A 16,496-nucleotide genomic window follows, 5' to 3' on the forward strand; every position below is an offset into this window, starting at 1 on the left:
TCTTTTCATCATGCATCATCTCCACTATTTTATTTTCAATCTTGTATCATACACATCAATCCATCCATTCAAAAGCCATGAATTTACATATAAATTTTATCTGTTCTTAAGTAGTTTTATGCTATACTAAGAGAACAAATCATTGACATCTAGGAGGATTATCCATGAATTGGTCAAAAATCATTACTCGTTCCTTAATAATGAATATACAGAGTGAAAATTTCTTTAAGCCTTTCAACGACAAGTTCGACTATGAACGGATTCAGAGCTATGCTAGAGAAACAAGTATTCCTCTCTCGACGACGGATAATCAATTGCTTACCCTTCTTCCTCATTTTCATCAGTGCTATAAGGCTTACTATGCCTACTTGAAGAAATTGCAAGAAAAATACAAATTTACTCCATCCACTTTAAATCAATATTTATTGGCCTTGGCTAATCGTGAATTCATAACCTTCTTTCAAGTCCTGCCACACTATTTGGAGAAGAAAAAGAATGTACATTTGCAGGATCTCAGAAATATCTCTATAGACTCAGTATTTGGCAATAGTCTCCTTGGCATAGAGGCTTTAGAAACCTCTATTGATGACATCGATTGCATTATGAGCTTTTACAGATACTTTTCTCATGGAGAAGTATCTAGTCTAGAATTTGATCTTGCCCAAATTAAGGAAGTATATGCTCTGACTAGCCATTACATAGTCATTAAAAATATTTTTGATAGCATAATTTGGGAAAATGCCTATCTGAAACCTTCCGACAAAGTTAAAGGTCAGTATCACATCCTTTATCAGGAAGATTATCCCATCAAAAAATGTATAGGCTTACTACGAACTAGACGCTTTATGGAGGAAGAACCTATAGGTGATCCAGAGATAATGAAAATGGCACGATTTGTGTATCAAAAAAAAAGCAGAAGTATGGAAAAACGAGATAAGACATATCGCATTGTTGATGTACAGAATGGAGAAATTATTCTTAAGAGAGGCTCATTTCCCCACCCAATTAGTCAGGAAATGATTGATGAAATGGGCGGACGATTCTATGCCATGCAGGCAAACCTGTTTTTTGCTCATTATGATAAGCCCATAGATTTCTTATATAGAATGAACATCTTTGAGACTGCTATGTTGTTTGCTAGGTTGCAAGCGCTGTCCAAAAGCGTACTAAAATATTATCCTCAGAATGGAGCGATCCCGAATGATGAACTCATCCACCTAGCAAAATATAGCTATAGGATAAAGGAAAGTTCGTTGATAGATTACCTAAAAGGAACAACTCGTTTTCAAGAACGTCAAATTAAGCGTTTTCTGGATTTGATAGTCAATCAGAAAACTGAAAAAAAAGTCTATGGACGTTTTAACTCTTGGCGAAAAATGTTCATTTTTCTTGACGGATATTATTATTTTGCGGTATTTCCCCTCCAGTGCTGCAATATATGCCAATTGATAGAAGGTTGGCTAGAAGATTGCGGCCTCCCACTATCTGATCGCGGCCATGAGTTTGAGCGGTATTGCAAAGGACGACTGAGGAGTGGTAGTGGCTTTGTGCTGAAAGATGCGCTTATTGATGAAAGAACGAAATATGAAGTCGAAGGAGAAGCACAGGAAATAGATTTAGTGTTGGTACTGAAAAATTACATTGTGGTGGGAGAACTGAAGGCACTGTCCTATCCTATCAGCAGTACTGGCTGGCACAATGCGTTCAAGGAATTGCATAAAGGCATAGAACAGGCTGAGATAAAAAGCCAATTCATTGCTGAGTACCGGCACGAATTGCTGACAGCATATCCTATGGCTGATCAGAAGGAGATAATTCCCGTTGTCATAACCAACTATCCACTATATACGGGTTTCAACACTAAGAAAATTCCTGTAGTAGATATAAATCTGTTTTATAATATCCTTACCAATTCTCCCATGCGTCTGAAGGCTGTCGAAGGAGATCATGTGAAAACGGTAAAGGAAACAAGGTTTTATGAGAATGAAAACGACTTTATTGCACAGTTTAAGCCCCTCCTCTTTTCCCCCTCCCCCATTGAGGATCTGCGCAGAAAAATAAGGTATAAAGAAGAACCCATTTCACTGCTCATGGGTCACGAAATTTCCTTCATTGAGCGCCATTACTATATAGAGCAGGATATCGATGAGCAAGCTAATACTTAAAGGTTGCTCTCATGGCAAAGTATAGTATAATGTCTCTTCGATAAAAAACAAAAATGATTAATTTTCACCCCCATATTCCCGTACTATCCGCACGATAGCAAGTCAATATCTGAAAATAGGAGCCCGATGACGGGGCGATATTTCTCGCGCATTTTCGCTTCAAACGCAAGATACTCGTCCTCTGACAAAAGTCCGCTCTGCAGCATTTTCCATGAAGCACGCATCACCATCTGATACGTCATTTCCCGAAGTCCTTCTTCCTTGCTCATCTCAACATCTCCCTTCATGAAGCAGCAGACAAAAACGGCTCTTGTGGTCACCTTTTCGGGCAAAAAAATACCCCGACGATCATTCGCCGGGCGTTGAAGTTGTTATGTATCCTACTGATTTTTAAGGCTGTGCATCATGTCCTGCAGTTTCTGCGGAACGGGAAGCCCCATCCGTGCTGCGTTCTCTATGATCGATATTCCCTCATTCGAGATGTAGAAGAAGATCACGGCGGAACGCAAAACACAGCCGCTGCCGATAATGTGAACATCGAGGACATTCGCCACGCCCACAAGAGTGAAGATGCAGACCTTCTTGCAGATTCCCTTGAAGCCAATGGCACTCGACAGTTTCTTTTCTACAATCGCACGCAGAACTCCCGTAACATAATCCGTCGCGACGAATGCGACGAGCGCGTAGAGCAGATCGTCGAAGCTGCCGAGGAACTCACCGACTACGATGCCAATGCCCGCCGCATACAGACGTATGGTAAGAATATGATCCATCATCAAAAACCTCCTGCTTTTTTCCATTTCCCCAGATGATTCATCCTGCGCAGACGGTAGTTATAGCATCCACGCAGCAGCTGCGTAAGCTGACCGTCTTTCCATAAATATAAGGGCGATCCCGTGCTGACCAGATATTTCCCCTGTCCCAGAGGGCAGAGACTTGTACGGGCAGTCGGATTCGTTTCCAGTTCCATAAGCAGCTCATCCTTTGCGCTGTAAATCTTTGAAATGTACTTTTTCCCAAGGGTAAGATAGTCAAGATTTGCAGGAAAGCGCATATACATGCCGTCATGGAGCGGATAGCGGATGCTGTAATCCGGTGCACTCCATCTGCTTTCCGAAGTATGGGATTCCCCTGTAACAGAGTCTCTTGACGTTGTTTTAGTTTTCTCCATCCAAGGCTCAAGATTGCTGCCGTCGAAGAACACATATCGGTCTGTGCTGACATGGCTTCCGTCTCCCCCATGCTCTGATACAGAGTGCCATATCATCACTTTGAATTTTCCCGTTTTATCCACCCGTCCACCTACTGTTTGGCAGCTATAGAGGTCAGTAGGACCGGATACAGCGGGAGGACCAAACATCGGCACAAGATCGTAGGCGGCGATGACCTCTCCGTTGCATTTGACAGAGAGAATACTGTCACGCTGATCTGCCCCGATGAGCGGGAACACGAGGACATTCACTGCTTCGAGGGTATAGAGATTTCCCCGCTCATCCATTTCGGCATCGAGCATTCCATAGCCCGAGACATACGCGAAGTAGCGACTGCTGTTGACCATCCATATGTCCTCTTTGGAAAAGCCCAGCGGATGAATCTTTCCTTTTGCATAGTACGAATGGAGCATCTGGTTTTTTTGATCCTTCCACTTTATTTGGAGGAGAGGTATGCCGGAGAGGACATTCGTCGGAACATAGCTGCTGTCTCCTTCGGATTCATGCCCATAGACGCAGCGACCGTCCGTCCAGATCCACTCTCCTTCTCGAACGGATCGGTTTCCAATGCAGGTAAGCCATGCGCCATTCGCAAGCACCCGATTCCCACTCACAGCTTTCACTCTCGCCCTGTGCATAAGCTCACGCTCCCACGATAACGGCAGTGCCGCCCTTTGAAATCTGTACCCACACCAAACTGCCGTCTGACGTATTGCAGTCCACTGCCGCACGAAATGGATAGGATCGCTCGCCGATATGAACACGCCCATTCTGAATCCTTCCGCGCTGTGCCTTGAACTCATCCATCTGCGCGTGCTTTATTCCCGCTCGAATGGCCGCCGCAAGCCCCATAACGCCGTGTATCAAAACCACCTCACCATCTTGATTGTCTGCCGCAAAAGACGCGGCGTGAGTTCCACCGTATTGGACTGAAGGAAATACTCGTACCCCTCGAAGCGGATGCGCTCGGTGAAATCAACGATGTGGTCAATGTCGGGAACGCCGTTTTGAATCCGTGCGCGAATTTCCACCGTAACTGTTTCCTGCGTTTTGCGGTTGAGCCACTCTATTTCTCGTGTCAAGGCACGCAGATAGTCCGTACCCACAACGGGAAACTCGGTGTCGATGAGGGAAGAATACGGAAGCGCATCGTCACTCGCGTAACTTGCACCAAGGCTGAGATTCGACTGCTCGACGGTGAACTGGCTTGCCTTGCCGCCGGGCTTTCCCTGCGACAAACTGCTCCCCTCCAATACGCCATCGACGTAAACCGTGGTTGCATACCAGCCATAGCCGAGCGGCGCGTGGTAGGTGATGCGCTCCGTTCCCTTCTCGTTGCTCCAATCCTCCCAGTCATATTCCGTATGCTTTTTCCCGTCATTGACCGCCTCTGTGGTACGCTCCCATTCCTTGAAGAGATACACGTCACGCCCCGTAGTGGCGTATGCGTAATCCGTGCGGCTTGTGGATCCGTCCACATTATGCGTGCGCTTCTCCGCGAGATACTCCCCATCGTAGGTATAGGTGCTGTAGCCGTTCTCATTCGTCTCACGGACGAGAAAGCCGTTGGAGTAAGTGCGGCTGATCTCTTTGAAGGAAATCGTGCCGGTGAAGGGAACGGGTACAGTGTCCTCCTCGTTGTGCGCCCCGGTGGAATCGTTGTGTGAGCTGTGCCAGACAGAACGCAGAAGTTTCCGCTCGATGGTCGGCTGTGCGTGCGGCCAGTTCGTAATGTCAATGACGGATTCCTCCATGCCGCGCTGAATGATATGGAGCGTATCTCCTCGAATAAAGACGTTGATCTGCCGCTGCGGCAGTTTCGCTGTCCAGCCGAAGATCGCGGAGATGAAGTCATGGTAGGTCATTCCGCTGCCCTCAAAGTTCTGGGATGGTGTGAAATCATCGGTCAGATGATGAAGCCGAAGCCCGAGTGCCGATGCAATTTCTGCCGTATAGCGCGACACCTTTGCCCGTTCGACGTAGATATGGATGGGTGTGTAGAGCAACACATCCCTGCTATACGTTCCCTTGACAGACTGCACAATGCCGCGCTGACTGGTTTCCTCCACGAGAAAGCGAAAGGCATAGTCCATCACCCTCCCTTCTACACACGCGCCGACAGACAGCGGTTGAACGGTTTCAAGTTGGATGTTGTCGGAAAGAGAGAGTTCCCCAAGCGTCACAGAGAACGAGCGAATGCCACGGTTTTTGAAGTCTGCGTAGGTAAGCGTGTGGGGAATCTCAATCCTAGTATCTGCAAGAATCCGCGACTGCCTAATGAGTCTGCGCTTCGTATCTCCAAGAGCCATATCGCAGCGACCGATGCGTCGCTGTGTGTCGCTCGTTACCGTAATTTTCTTGACGATCCGAATATCGCGCAGGGTATCTGTACGCATGGCGATGGATGTGTTGAGACTGCGCGACGTATCTCCGCGCACCTTCACAGATTGTCGAAAAACGGGAATCACCGTGGCGTATATGAGCGATTTTAGATGAATGCGCCCGAACGGCAGCCACGCAATGCAGACATGGGGTTTCAGCTTGATGCTCATGTCCCCGCTCTCCATCCGAACTGCTGTCCCGTGAGTTCTGCAATCGTCATAGAGGCGGATCGTGCGTCCATGACAACGGAAGTCGGATTCTGCTCTACAATGTGCCTTCCGTATTCCGTGATATTCCCGCCGCTCTTTTCAATCGCCGTCAAAGCACACAGCCCTTCTGCCGTGCGATAGGCAGGATTCCCGATGAGGGAAATCCCCGTCACACGCGAGTCTGTGCCATACTTCGCGGACAGGGCGGCAACATCGACAGATTGCAGAATCTCCTGATTCGCAGCCGTCGCCTCATAACTCCCGTCCCCACAGTCGGTCATATTTGTTTGCGTTTCCTTGACAGGAAGCGTAATGACCTGTTCCCTCGGGCTGATTTCCTCATCTGAGAGGATGAGATTTGAGATAAGAATATCGTCATTATTCGTGAGAATGGCGATAGTTTTTGCATCCGAGTTCGTGAGATAGCCAACATACGCATTCGACATATTGCAAACCTCACGTTCGTCTATCAAGGCATGAAAAACACCGTTACCGTTCTCTCCCGGCTTGATGTGAAACCACACACTACAGATTTCTTTGACACGAACAGCATCGCCTACGGCAAGCATCTCGTTGTTGTTGCTCCCACGAATCTTCCATGTGCTCCAGAATTTCTCTGCTTCAATAATTTTGTAGCCGCCGATTGCAAATGAAAGTTTAGCATTGCCCCCTTGTTCTGTGTCCTTGATGTACATATCAAATCTGCCGTAAAGCTCCGGCGGCACTTCGGAAAGGTTGAGTCCCTTGTAATAGGTCGGCTGCCAGAAGGATACGCCTGTTTTACTGTACTGCTCCCCGATGACCGTTGCACCGTCTTTGACCGAAAGCAGCTCCGCATAGCCCGGATTGATATATTTGAACGCCATACGAACCTCCTCAATTCGACACAAGTAGCCCCTCTGCCTGAATGTCCACGCTCGTATCCTGTTGCGGTTTTTCGTCTGCTGTGCTGACTGCCTTGACCCAGAATACGGTATTCGTGTCGCGGACGTTCTGCAGCGAAATAACATCCTTCCATTCGGCAGAATCCAACACCGTTTCAGCAGTGTATTTGTTATCTAGTGCCACTTTCCACTTGTCCGCATGCTCGCCAATGAACTTGACCGTAAGTGTTCCGTCAATATGGAAGCCGTTCTCGCAGCGCACAGCGCACTTGACGGCTTTCTGCTCGCCCTTGCCCGCATCGAGCAGGATGGAGATAGGCGCGAGTTCCGTCCCTGAGCTGACCTCCGTTCCGTCCTTACCGCCCTCGGTCGGATTGTTCATATAGATATGCAGCAGTTCTGCCATTTTCACACCCTCCAAAATTCCAGTGAAACCTTATAGACCTTCGGGAAATGCGCCATATACTCGTAGGACTTCACCACAACACGCATCGAGGGCAGGACGCTCCCGCTCTCGTCCGTTACGGACACCCTTGCCCGGCTATCCCAATATGCCTTGATTTTCTCCCAGTCAGCGGCAGTTACAACAACGGTGCAAGAGATACGGTCTCCCTCTGCAATATGCCCGAAATCCTGCACGACCACACCGCCGACGATCTCCAAGAGCTGCTGACGGTCATCAGGAACGATCTGCCAGTTCTCGACACTCAGTGTTTTAACCTCACCAATGTGAATATGAATTGGAATCACCTCCAAGGGCATTTTCAACGGCAGGACGGATGCGGTCGGCGACATGATCGGCAAGCATACGCATTCCCTCGTTGTCCTCCGTGACGGCGTTCTCGATTTGCACCTGTATGTGAATCTGCCGATTGTCCGTCATGGATGGCGCGGACTGCGCAGTATTTGGGGAGGACGGGATATTTTGTCTCCCTCCCTGCACAATTTGTGCCTGTTGTCCAAGCCCTGCCATCATCTGTGCATACGAGAACTCCTGCCCATTGACACGGATGCGGGAACTGTCTTCACGCTTCTCGGGAGCAAAATTCGGCAGGAGGTTTTCCATCGCCCATTTCCGTCCCGATTGGAACTGCTGCAAGAGTTCCGGTGTCAGCCCCAAGTCCTCCGCTGTGAACTTATTCTTCTTGCGAAGGTACTCCATCAACCCAACTTGCCCGGATTTCTTGAACACCTGCAGTTCCTCTTTCTGGGAGCGGAGGACTTCCAGAGCGGCGTTGCGTTTGGCATCTAGCTTCTGCTTCTCCGCCCAGCGCGTCGCTTCGACCTCGTCCAGTCCCTTCTGTACCCACGCTTCTTTCTCACGCTCAATCTCCGCAAGGCGATTCTCAAGTTCGGTCTTCCAGATGGAGTCAATGTTTGACGCGACATCCCGCTCCCACTGCTCCATCACACGCGCCTTGCTCTCACTGAGCCACGCCTGTGTCTGCACCTCATCCAAGCCCTTCTGCCGAAAGGCATCGGCTTCACGGGCGATGGAATCCAGTTTGTTTTGGAGGTCAGTCTTGTAAAGCGCGTTCGCCTTATCCACAACGTCGCGCTGAAAGTCGGCGTAGATTTTCGCTTCCTTTGCCAGACGATATTCGTCGATGAGGTGCGGATCGGCACCCTTCTGGAAAAACTGGAAGGATTCACGATTCAATGCATGAAGGCTGTTCTGGATGTCCGTATGTGTCAGTGTATATAGGCTGTCCGTCAGTTGTTCGGTCGCCTTTGCGGATTCACTGACGGTTTTTGCGGCATCCTTCTCAGCCGCTGCACGGATTTGTGCCGCTTTGGCATTCTGCTCCTGTGCCTTGGCATTCTTTTCTGCCTCTGCACGCGCCTGCTCCTCTGCCGCAGCCTTCTCTTTGGCAATCTTCTGCTGTTCCAGATATTGTTTGTACTCATCGCCGTAAATAGCGTCAAGAACCGTACCGCCAAGAAAGGGGATCGCAATCAGCGGAGATGCCACGGGGTGATTCTTTACGAGCCACGAATTTGCCTCGGCGTGTTCATTGACCTTATGAATCTGTTCGCCCACAAAGCCCGCAAGCTCTGCAACGGTCTTGAGTGCTTCACCCCAACCAAGGACGGCATCCTTGATCTCGTCCTTGTTGTCGCTAATTGTCTCGATGAACGTCTGGAAACCATCGTTGATCTCAGGCATCAGCTCTTCGGCGGCAGGAAGGAGAGCCGCGCCGAGGGCAAGTTTCAGCTGTCCCGCTTCCATCTCCATTTCGCGCCATTTGAGATACGTCTCGTGCGCCTGTTCTGGGTCGAGCAGTCCCGTAGTCTTTACACGTGAGGAAATGGTCATCAGATCGTCATACTGTTCAAGAATCGGAATGAGTGCCGCGCCACGCGCACCGAGGACTTCGGCGGTATACGCTTCCTCCATTCCTGCTTCGCTTGCTGTCTTGTAGCCCTTGGCAAGCTGCGCCAGCTGCTCATTGAGCGGCAGGAGATTGCCCTGCTGATCTTTGAGCGCAATACCAAAACGCGAGAGTGCGCGTGTGGTATCGTTACCCGAATTTCCCGCAGCGGATACCTGTTTGTCAAGACGAGCGATCAGAGGTATGACGCTCTTGATGTCCGTATCCGCAAGCTGAAACACTCGATTGAGTGTCGCCGCCTCACCTGCCGAGACGTGAAGCCGCTGTGTGAGTTTGTAGACGTTCTCGCCCGCAAGCATTGCGTCCTTGGTAATGTTGAACAGTCCTGCGCCGGTTGCTGCAACAGCCATAACGGCAGCCATCTTTGTCGAGAGAACATTGAATCCACTCGTTAGGTTTTTGACACCCGCCTGTGCCGCCGTCATTCCCGAGGCGATGCGCCCGCCGAGCGTGCCGGAAAGCACTGCGCTCTCCTTGAGGCGGTTATTCAGTTTTCGCACCTCTGCTTCGGTCTGCGCGACGGTTCGTTGCTGACGCAGAAGATTGCTCTCGGCACGCCGATAGGACGCACTATCCGCGCCGTCATTCTTCTTTGCGGATTGGAGGACAGCGGCAAGAATCTGTTCCTTCTGCCGCTGAATATCCAGTTCGCGATTGATTGCCTGATGGCGTACCTTGATCTTGTCTAGCTCCGTACCCACGCCGTCAAGTTTGGCGAGGTCGGCATCGAGTTTCAGGTGAATGTTGTTTGCCTTGCTGTTCAGCCGCGCGATGGAATCCGAGACAGTCTTGCCCGCCGTATCGAAATCCAGCTGCAGCTGTGCGATGTTGAGACCGATGTCGAGATAGAGTTCGTCGATCTTCTGTCCCCGTTTTGCCACCCTATCCCCTCCCTACATCACGTCATCAATAAATCGCTCGGACAATCTTTCTTCGCAGATCGCCGTTACAACAAGCTGATTGAGCAAAAACGTAATCTCATGTGAATCAATCTCGTACATCGTCCACCCATATGCGGACTGCAGCCGCTCGTAGTAACGCAGTAGATTCTGGTACGGAGAAAGAACTACGCCTCTTTCCCCATCTCCTCGTTTGGGAGGTTCACCAGTTTGGAAAACGTCAGTGACTGAATCCATCGAAAGAGTGCACGAGTGAGCGGCACAATGTCCGCAACGTCTACATTCTCCTCCACGGATTCCCTTGTCACTTCCTCCCGTCCGAATCCAAGGACGATCAGACGAACGTGCGCGTCCAGAAAATCTTCAAGGCTCAATCCTTCCTTGTCGGCATCAAAAAAGGCAAGGAACTCGCGCCACACCTTCATCTTCGGAGGATGCGGCGTAATCTCCCTGCCCGCAATATGCAGCATCGGTGTTTCCATCGTGACCTCCCTCAGACCTGCTCGTACCACTTCGATCCTGTCTCTGCGGCAAATCCCGCCGCCTCTTCGTCCGCCTTGGCATAGGACAACCCGTCCGAGAGACGGTAAATTGCCTTTGCCGTCAGTGTCGGCGTGTCGAACTGGATGCTCTCCTGCTTCGAGTTGCCGGACTCCGAGGGTTCCGTGAATTGGACTTTGTAAAACTTGGTGAACCTCTTCTTCCCATTGCGCTTGTCCGACTGGAAGAGCACAGCGAAGTACGATGCAACATCGTCCTTGCTTGCTTTCATCACGCCGTTCTCGATACTGTGCCCCAAAAGATAGGCTGTGTATTCCAAAGGAAGTGCGGCGGTATCGAAGGTCAGATCGTAGGATGCGGTATTGGATGCCGTATCCACGGGCTGCCCGTCGGCAAAAAGCTCCGCCTGATTCGTCTGCGGCTTGATGTCCACCTTGCGCAGAAGTTTCCCAAGGGGAATCGGCTTCTCGTAGGTCGCCGTACCGCCCGCCTCATCGGTGAGCATCTTGGCGATATGAAGTTTCTGGATGTTGATGAACTGCCCGCTTGTAAGATTCCCTGCGGGCTTTCCTGTTGGTGTTGGACTTGGCATTTTATTCTCCCTCCATTGCTGTTCTGTAATCTGTAATTTCCACAAAAATATCTTTCTCGACAAGTTCCTGCGTCTGCGCCCGCACAAATCCGAGCGGCAAAAGCGTGTTCTGCACGGCTTTATGAATCTCCCGAAACCGTCCGTCCTTCGTCAGAATGTGGATACGCACTGTCACACGCCGTTCCAGTTCCGTGCCGTCTGCCGATAGTGCGGGAACATCCGAGATCACCGAATAGACGATTATCGGATACGTCCCCGCATCAGGACTGCGCCCATGGTAGATGCTCTTCTTCCCATGTGCAAGAAGCTGAGACAGTGTTTTGGAGCGCACAAGTGCCTGATACACCATCCGCGCCGTGCTCATTTCCCTCGCCTCCGTATCGCCGCTCGGACAGCATCAACGATGGCAGAACGGATACCGTCCTTCTTGGCATCGAGTGCAGGGTAGAGAAACGGTCGGTTGATCCTTGGGCTGAACTCAACGAGCACGCCGTAAAACACACCGTCACTGGATTCTGCATCCGCCGCAATCCTCCAAACAGAGCCGTCCTTCCTGCGCAGCCGCTTGTGGATGGAATCCCGCAGTGCGCCTTTCACCACGCGCTTATCTGTTCCCGTATAGACGGGACAGCGGTTCTTTGCCTCTGCGACCACATCGTCCGCGCCATGCGCGAGGGCTTCCTTTGCCGCAGCCGTCGCCTCCGCGCCAAGCTCTGACAATATTTTCTCAGCAGAAACGAAACCTCGGTATCTAGCCATCTTCCACCAACTCCCTGCATTCTATGACAAGCCACCGTTTCTTCCCGCCGAGCGGATACGGCGGCGCAATCGGCGTGAGTATTTTGTCGCCCCAACGGATACGATCCGTCACTCGCACATCCATGCGGTAACGGATCACAATGCGGTAATCCACCTCCTGCACCTTCTCCGCATAACCGTCGGAGATTTTCGCCGCAAAGGGCAGAACGAGTGCCCACGCTTTACCGACTTCCTGTGTTGTTTGCGCGAGAATATTTCCCTCATCGTCCGTATCCGTCACAGGGCGTAGGATGGAAATTCGATGGCGTAGTTCACTCATGGACACTCTCACCTAAAAGACCTCCTTCCTCACACCAAAGAGCAGCGACCGCAATGTCAGCGCAAGACCTCGATGGTCGGCTTCCTCTCTGTGTTCATAGAGATAGGACACAGCGTAAAGCACCGCAACGCGCACAATCGCCTGATCTTCAACCTTGGACAGCTTCTTCACGCGCAGTAATGCAGTACAAATCTGTTCTGCCGTTTCCGTAAAGTGCGTGAGGAGATCGTCCTCCTCATCTCCATCAATCCTAAGATACTGCTTGACTGCTGCAAGCGGCACAAGCATAGAACCACCTCCCTTTCTATTCTCATAGTGTTTGCAGGATATTTTCTAATGTTATAGAAATATTTTACATAAGCACATAGGGATTTTTTTACATGAAAGGAGTACTCTCATGCGAAAAACACTGCAAACCTTGTCGCTAACCATGCTTATCATACTTCCATGCATGATTGCCAATGCCGAAGATATCTATCCAGAAACAATGGACACTGGCAATTATGTTCTTGTGGATGGTGGTATGGGGGAAGGCATTTATGCAGATAAATCGTCTGTATCGGTCCAAACCTACGATCCTCCCAACTATCAAATTGCCATAAATGTTGTCTTTGTCGACTTTTCTGATGATTTCTGGCGACAACATCAAACATATATAGGTGGCCCCTATAAAATAAAAGGACCATCCACACTGTATTTCCGCTACAACTGGGATAGGAAGTCTGTATCTTATCTTACGAGAAACGGTTGGATGGACTGGAATATAAATCGTGATTATTGTCACGCAGACGGAAATCCATTAATCCCCCTATGTGCAGAAGTCGCTTTTGTGTCTGCCTACAATATGCGCTTTTATAACGATAAAATGGGCTACAGCCCCTTACTCAAACGACAACGCCGTGTCATCGAAGAAAGTTTCTATCGAACATTGGGGATCTAGTCCGACAAATTTTTTTCACGTCAAATAGCAGACAGATACTTTAGAGGAGCAACGCTATGTATTGCCCCTCTTTTCATTGTATATCAGCCCTTCATCTTGAGTGTCTGTACAGCTTCCTCGAGGACAAGCTTGCCGTCCACACGCTCCTTCATGACGTAGCCGACCATGCCGTTGCCCGCAAACAGCTCCTTGAGTTCCTGTAGGGCGCGGGTGCCGCGATCTCCGATGTTGTAGTAGGAGTAATCGCCGAACGCGATAACGGTCTTACCCGCCGCAATAGCGGGCATATATGCAGAAGAGTAGACGGGGTAGCCGAGCAGACGGTCGGGTTCACCCATCTGGTACGACGGCTGCCAGAAGTACGCTCCGTTGGCATCCTTGAGTTTGCGGATGCTTGCAAGCGTCTGGTCGTTGACGATGAACGCCGCATTCTTGCGGTAGGGACGCTTGAGACTGTAGACGAGTGTCACGAGTTCGTCTGCCTTGAGGTCGGCTGCCGCCGTAGTGACGGATGTCTTTGCCGAGGTGAGAAGCCCCTTCGGCTTGTGCGTCCCGTCGCCGTTCAGGAACGCATCCTCCTCAGCATTGCCGAGTGCCTTGCCGAACTGCTCGATGAGATAGTTCTCAAGGTTGAAGGCATTGTCGTAGAGCAGTTCCTCCGTCACCTTGACCGCAACGTGGAGTTTGTGTGCGTCGAGGACAACCTGGTCAAAGGTCGCCTCACCAAAGGTAAGAGGTGCGCCCTCCTCAATCCACGATGCTGCGGGCTTCGTAGCAGCGATGTTGATCTTGTGCTCCCCGCTCGTGGTAATCACCGTCGCAAGCGGACGCAGGACGTTCTCTTCGCTGAGTACGTCAATGAGACGCTGATCGTATTCCTCGGGAACGAGATAGCCGCCGTTTGCATCCACGCCCTCCTGCAGGACGTTCTCCACCTGACGGAAGTTCGTACGGAGTGCCCTCAGCATTGCCGCACGGTATGCCTCGCTTGCACGTCCCGTCTTTTCAGCGTTGAGCGCAGCCCCCGGAATGTTGGTGATTGCTGCCGTCACGGGCTTTGCAAGCTGCGCGTCGAGAATCGCCTGACGCTCCATGCGCTCGATGTCCTTGCCGAGCGCAAGCACCTCGCTTTCCATCTGCTCGTATGCTTTGGCATCTTCGGCTGTAAGACGACCGTCCTTTTCGTGAGAATCCAGAAACTGCTTTGCCTGTTCCCACATTTCTGCACGCTTCTCGCGCATTGCCATGATCTTATCCATGATCTTTTTCCCTCCGTTAGTGTGAAATAGAAAAGAGCCGTCTTTTGAGTGGCTCTGCATCGACATTGTGTGTTCCCTGCCCGAATTTTGAGAGCAGAGAGTTGGTGACGGCGGCACGGGAGAAGATCAGCCCATCTGCCGCCTCGCCTGTGAGATGTTCCCTATTTTCATAGAGAACGGAATCCGCGAAGCCGAGTTCCACGGCTTTCTTTGCATTCATCCATGTCTCGGCATCCATCAGCCGTGAAATCTTCGCACGGGACAGCCCCGTCTTGATCTCATAAGCGTTGATTATGCTCTCCTTGATTTCGGCAAGGAACGTAATCGTCCGCTCCATCTCATGCGTGTCTCCGATAGAGACGGTCATCGGGTTGTGGATCATCAACATCCCCAAGGGAGAAATCTCAACGGTCGTTCCTGCCATCGCAACAACGGATGCAGCAGAAGCGGCAATCCCGTCAATCTTGACCGTGACCTCGCCGGGATATTCCATGAGCATATTGTAGATCTGTGCCGCTGCATAGCAGTCACCGCCCGGCGAGTTGATCCAGAGGTCAATATCTCCCTCTGCGGCGTTCAGCTCAGAGCGAAAAATCGCAGGCGTGACCTCATCTCCCCACCACGTTTCATCTGAGATTTCACCGTCCAGAAGCAAAACACGCTTCTCTCCCTCATTCCGTACCCAGTTCCAAAATTTACGTTTCATCGCCGTCTCCTTTCTTGTTGGCGAATAATCCTGCATCCCTCAGTTTTGTCATATTCCCGTTGATGAGATAAAGATTGCCGCCCTCCTCCGCTGCGATTGGGTTCATGTCCTCAAGACTTCGGATGTCGTTCGCGGAGAGCCATCCGTTCTGCCGACCAATGGCATATCCCTCCATACGGCTCTTGTAATCCCCGCGCAGCAGCCCGTCCACGTTGAAGCGGATGAAATAAGCCTTCCGCTCCTTCTCTGTCAGAAGTGCTTTCTGCAGCGACTGCTCCCATCGCATTACCCATGGATTCAAAGTGTATTTGACGAACTCCAAGGACTGTTGCTCGATGTTCGAAAACGAGGATTTCTCCAAATCTCCGACCATATGCGGCGGCACACGGTAGAGCCGTGCAATCTCGTCGATCTGAAACTTCCTCGTTTCAAGGAACTGTGCCTCCTCGGGCGGTATGGCAATCTGCTGATACTTCACACCTTCCTCGAGGACGGCAATCCTGCCCGTGTTCATCGTACCACCGTAGACGGCGTGCCAGCTCTCACGGAGCTTCGACGGGTCTTTGAGGACACCGGGATGCTCCAAGACACCACCCGGACGTGCACCGTTTTTGAAGAACGCCGCGCCATATTCTTCCGTCGCAAGAGCAATGCCGATGGCGTTCTTTGCCATAGCGATGGGAGAATAGCCGACCAAGCCGTCGAAGCCAAGTCCCGGAATATGCAGCACATCCTCACGCCGCAGCCGAATCTGTCCCTTGTCCGCAAAATTTGGATTCTCCTCCGTAGTTCTCGCGTAGGTGTAGTAAAGCTCACCCGTGCGGCTGTCACGGCTGACTTCCATCTTGTCCGGGAGAAGCGGATAGAGTCCGATGACCGAACCTCTGCCATCCCGCAAAATTTGTGCGTAGGCATTCCCCCACAGGAGGAGATGACTCATCATGGTTTCGCGAAATATAAAGGAGGTCATCTCGGGATTCGGTGCATCGTGGAGCAGAAAGTATAGCGGGTGCTCCGACACACGCTCCTTGCCCTGTCCTTTGTATGCGTAAACGTGAAGCGGCAATCCTGCGATGGATTCGGCGAGGATGCGCACACAAGCATAGACTGCCGTTGTCTGCATTGCCGTTCGCTCGTTGACCGCCTTGCCCGCCGCAGTCTGCCCAAACAAAAAGGACAAGCCGCCAAGATGATTTCTGGGCTTGTCCCGCGAACGGAAGAGTTTGCTGAATAGATTCATATACACCATCCATTCTTTATAAAAAGGATTTTTTTCC

Annotated in this window: 20 protein-coding genes; 2 read left to right on the forward strand and 18 right to left on the reverse strand. The window is 50.8% G+C overall.

Annotation, left to right across the window (positions count from 1 at the left end):
• Positions 1–164 precede the first annotated feature (164 nt).
• Positions 165–2,165 (forward strand): hypothetical protein, encoded by a 2,001-nt coding sequence (locus tag BCS37_RS06125; protein WP_069180633.1) that lies wholly within the window; start codon positions 165–167, stop codon positions 2,163–2,165.
• An 83-nt stretch (positions 2,166–2,248) separates the two neighbouring features.
• On the opposite strand, the gene BCS37_RS06130 is transcribed toward BCS37_RS06125, so the two are convergent.
• From BCS37_RS06130 to BCS37_RS06200, 15 genes are all read right to left on the reverse strand, one after another.
• The gene (locus BCS37_RS06130; protein WP_009438368.1) at positions 2,249–2,434 is read right to left on the reverse strand and encodes an SHOCT domain-containing protein; all 186 of its coding nucleotides are present in this window, start codon (positions 2,432–2,434) and stop codon (positions 2,249–2,251) included.
• Between the two features lie 111 nt (positions 2,435–2,545).
• Positions 2,546–2,938 carry a phage holin family protein gene (locus BCS37_RS06135; RefSeq protein WP_069181563.1) on the reverse strand — a complete coding sequence of 131 codons (393 nt, stop codon included), beginning with the start codon at positions 2,936–2,938 and terminating at the stop codon, positions 2,546–2,548.
• Between the two features lie 2 nt (positions 2,939–2,940).
• The gene (locus tag BCS37_RS06140; protein ID WP_069180634.1) at positions 2,941–4,014 is read right to left on the reverse strand and encodes a hypothetical protein; all 1,074 of its coding nucleotides are present in this window, start codon (positions 4,012–4,014) and stop codon (positions 2,941–2,943) included.
• Between the two features lie 4 nt (positions 4,015–4,018).
• A complete protein-coding gene (locus BCS37_RS06145) occupies positions 4,019–4,240 on the reverse strand; it encodes a hypothetical protein (protein ID WP_069181564.1) in 222 nt (73 codons plus the stop codon).
• Positions 4,240–5,928, reverse strand: a complete 1,689-nt coding sequence (locus tag BCS37_RS06150; protein ID WP_069180635.1) for a hypothetical protein — start codon at positions 5,926–5,928, stop codon at positions 4,240–4,242. Before BCS37_RS06150 ends, BCS37_RS06145 begins: the two co-directional genes overlap by 1 nt.
• Complete coding sequence (locus BCS37_RS06155; RefSeq protein ID WP_069180636.1) at positions 5,925–6,833, reverse strand: hypothetical protein; 909 nt, start codon at positions 6,831–6,833, stop codon at positions 5,925–5,927. The genes BCS37_RS06150 and BCS37_RS06155 overlap by 4 nt, the downstream gene beginning before the upstream one ends.
• Before the next feature lie 10 nt (positions 6,834–6,843).
• Entirely contained in the window at positions 6,844–7,257 is a 414-nt protein-coding gene (locus tag BCS37_RS06160) for a hypothetical protein (RefSeq protein WP_069180637.1), read from the reverse strand.
• A 2-nt stretch (positions 7,258–7,259) separates the two neighbouring features.
• Positions 7,260–7,601: a phosphoribosylformylglycinamidine cyclo-ligase gene (locus BCS37_RS06165; protein WP_442983858.1), complete on the reverse strand. Its 342-nt coding sequence runs from the start codon at positions 7,599–7,601 to the stop codon at positions 7,260–7,262.
• Entirely contained in the window at positions 7,573–10,125 is a 2,553-nt protein-coding gene (locus BCS37_RS06170; protein WP_069180638.1) for a hypothetical protein, read from the reverse strand. Before BCS37_RS06170 ends, BCS37_RS06165 begins: the two co-directional genes overlap by 29 nt.
• Before the next feature lie 185 nt (positions 10,126–10,310).
• Positions 10,311–10,625 (reverse strand): hypothetical protein, encoded by a 315-nt coding sequence (locus BCS37_RS06175; protein WP_069180639.1) that lies wholly within the window; start codon positions 10,623–10,625, stop codon positions 10,311–10,313.
• An 11-nt stretch (positions 10,626–10,636) separates the two neighbouring features.
• Entirely contained in the window at positions 10,637–11,236 is a 600-nt protein-coding gene (locus BCS37_RS06180) for a major tail protein (RefSeq protein ID WP_069180640.1), read from the reverse strand.
• A gap of 1 nt (position 11,237) precedes the next feature.
• A complete protein-coding gene (gene gp17 / locus BCS37_RS06185) occupies positions 11,238–11,600 on the reverse strand; it encodes a tail completion protein gp17 (RefSeq protein WP_069180641.1) in 363 nt (120 codons plus the stop codon).
• Entirely contained in the window at positions 11,597–11,995 is a 399-nt protein-coding gene (locus tag BCS37_RS06190; RefSeq protein WP_069180642.1) for an HK97 gp10 family phage protein, read from the reverse strand. Before BCS37_RS06190 ends, gp17 begins: the two co-directional genes overlap by 4 nt.
• Positions 11,988–12,314 (reverse strand): phage head closure protein, encoded by a 327-nt coding sequence (locus BCS37_RS06195; protein ID WP_069180643.1) that lies wholly within the window; start codon positions 12,312–12,314, stop codon positions 11,988–11,990. Before BCS37_RS06195 ends, BCS37_RS06190 begins: the two co-directional genes overlap by 8 nt.
• 12 nt (positions 12,315–12,326) lie before the next feature.
• Entirely contained in the window at positions 12,327–12,602 is a 276-nt protein-coding gene (locus BCS37_RS06200; protein WP_009657058.1) for a head-tail connector protein, read from the reverse strand.
• A gap of 109 nt (positions 12,603–12,711) precedes the next feature.
• Between BCS37_RS06200 and BCS37_RS06205 the strand changes: the two genes are divergently transcribed.
• The gene (locus BCS37_RS06205; RefSeq protein ID WP_069180644.1) at positions 12,712–13,254 is read left to right on the forward strand and encodes a hypothetical protein; all 543 of its coding nucleotides are present in this window, start codon (positions 12,712–12,714) and stop codon (positions 13,252–13,254) included.
• Between the two features lie 83 nt (positions 13,255–13,337).
• Here BCS37_RS06205 and BCS37_RS06210 read toward each other — a convergent pair whose 3' ends face one another.
• Genes BCS37_RS06210 through BCS37_RS06220 form a run of 3 tightly spaced genes read right to left on the reverse strand, consistent with a single transcriptional unit; the run spans position 13,338 to position 16,459 of the window.
• On the reverse strand, positions 13,338–14,513 hold the full coding sequence (locus BCS37_RS06210; protein WP_069180645.1) for a phage major capsid protein: 1,176 nt from the start codon (positions 14,511–14,513) through the stop codon (positions 13,338–13,340).
• Positions 14,514–14,529: 16 nt separating this feature from the next.
• Entirely contained in the window at positions 14,530–15,219 is a 690-nt protein-coding gene (locus BCS37_RS06215; protein ID WP_069180646.1) for a head maturation protease, ClpP-related, read from the reverse strand.
• Positions 15,209–16,459 carry a phage portal protein gene (locus tag BCS37_RS06220; RefSeq protein ID WP_069181566.1) on the reverse strand — a complete coding sequence of 417 codons (1,251 nt, stop codon included), beginning with the start codon at positions 16,457–16,459 and terminating at the stop codon, positions 15,209–15,211. The genes BCS37_RS06215 and BCS37_RS06220 overlap by 11 nt, the downstream gene beginning before the upstream one ends.
• Positions 16,460–16,496: the final 37 nt, after the last annotated feature.

It is taken from the genome of Selenomonas sp. oral taxon 920 (assembly GCF_001717585.1).
In the GTDB taxonomy this organism is placed as follows: Bacteria; Bacillota; Negativicutes; order Selenomonadales; family Selenomonadaceae; genus Centipeda.

Excerpts from the sequence above, each read along its gene's own strand:
- BCS37_RS06125 (WP_069180633.1), top strand. The coding sequence starts at position 165 with ATGAATTGGTCAAAAATCATTACTCGTTCCTTAATAATGAATATACAG.
- BCS37_RS06130 (WP_009438368.1), bottom strand. The coding sequence starts at position 2,434 with ATGAGCAAGGAAGAAGGACTTCGGGAAATGACGTATCAGATGGTGATG.
- BCS37_RS06135 (WP_069181563.1), bottom strand. The coding sequence starts at position 2,938 with ATGGATCATATTCTTACCATACGTCTGTATGCGGCGGGCATTGGCATC.
- BCS37_RS06140 (WP_069180634.1), bottom strand. The coding sequence starts at position 4,014 with ATGCACAGGGCGAGAGTGAAAGCTGTGAGTGGGAATCGGGTGCTTGCG.
- BCS37_RS06150 (WP_069180635.1), bottom strand. The coding sequence starts at position 5,928 with ATGAGCATCAAGCTGAAACCCCATGTCTGCATTGCGTGGCTGCCGTTC.
- BCS37_RS06155 (WP_069180636.1), bottom strand. The coding sequence starts at position 6,833 with ATGGCGTTCAAATATATCAATCCGGGCTATGCGGAGCTGCTTTCGGTC.
- BCS37_RS06160 (WP_069180637.1), bottom strand. The coding sequence starts at position 7,257 with ATGGCAGAACTGCTGCATATCTATATGAACAATCCGACCGAGGGCGGT.
- BCS37_RS06175 (WP_069180639.1), bottom strand. The coding sequence starts at position 10,625 with ATGGAAACACCGATGCTGCATATTGCGGGCAGGGAGATTACGCCGCAT.
- BCS37_RS06180 (WP_069180640.1), bottom strand. The coding sequence starts at position 11,236 with ATGCCAAGTCCAACACCAACAGGAAAGCCCGCAGGGAATCTTACAAGC.
- gp17 (WP_069180641.1), bottom strand. The coding sequence starts at position 11,600 with ATGAGCACGGCGCGGATGGTGTATCAGGCACTTGTGCGCTCCAAAACA.
- BCS37_RS06190 (WP_069180642.1), bottom strand. The coding sequence starts at position 11,995 with ATGGCTAGATACCGAGGTTTCGTTTCTGCTGAGAAAATATTGTCAGAG.
- BCS37_RS06195 (WP_069180643.1), bottom strand. The coding sequence starts at position 12,314 with ATGAGTGAACTACGCCATCGAATTTCCATCCTACGCCCTGTGACGGAT.
- BCS37_RS06200 (WP_009657058.1), bottom strand. The coding sequence starts at position 12,602 with ATGCTTGTGCCGCTTGCAGCAGTCAAGCAGTATCTTAGGATTGATGGA.
- BCS37_RS06205 (WP_069180644.1), top strand. The coding sequence starts at position 12,712 with ATGCGAAAAACACTGCAAACCTTGTCGCTAACCATGCTTATCATACTT.
- BCS37_RS06210 (WP_069180645.1), bottom strand. The coding sequence starts at position 14,513 with ATGGATAAGATCATGGCAATGCGCGAGAAGCGTGCAGAAATGTGGGAA.
- BCS37_RS06215 (WP_069180646.1), bottom strand. The coding sequence starts at position 15,219 with ATGAAACGTAAATTTTGGAACTGGGTACGGAATGAGGGAGAGAAGCGT.
- BCS37_RS06220 (WP_069181566.1), bottom strand. The coding sequence starts at position 16,459 with ATGAATCTATTCAGCAAACTCTTCCGTTCGCGGGACAAGCCCAGAAAT.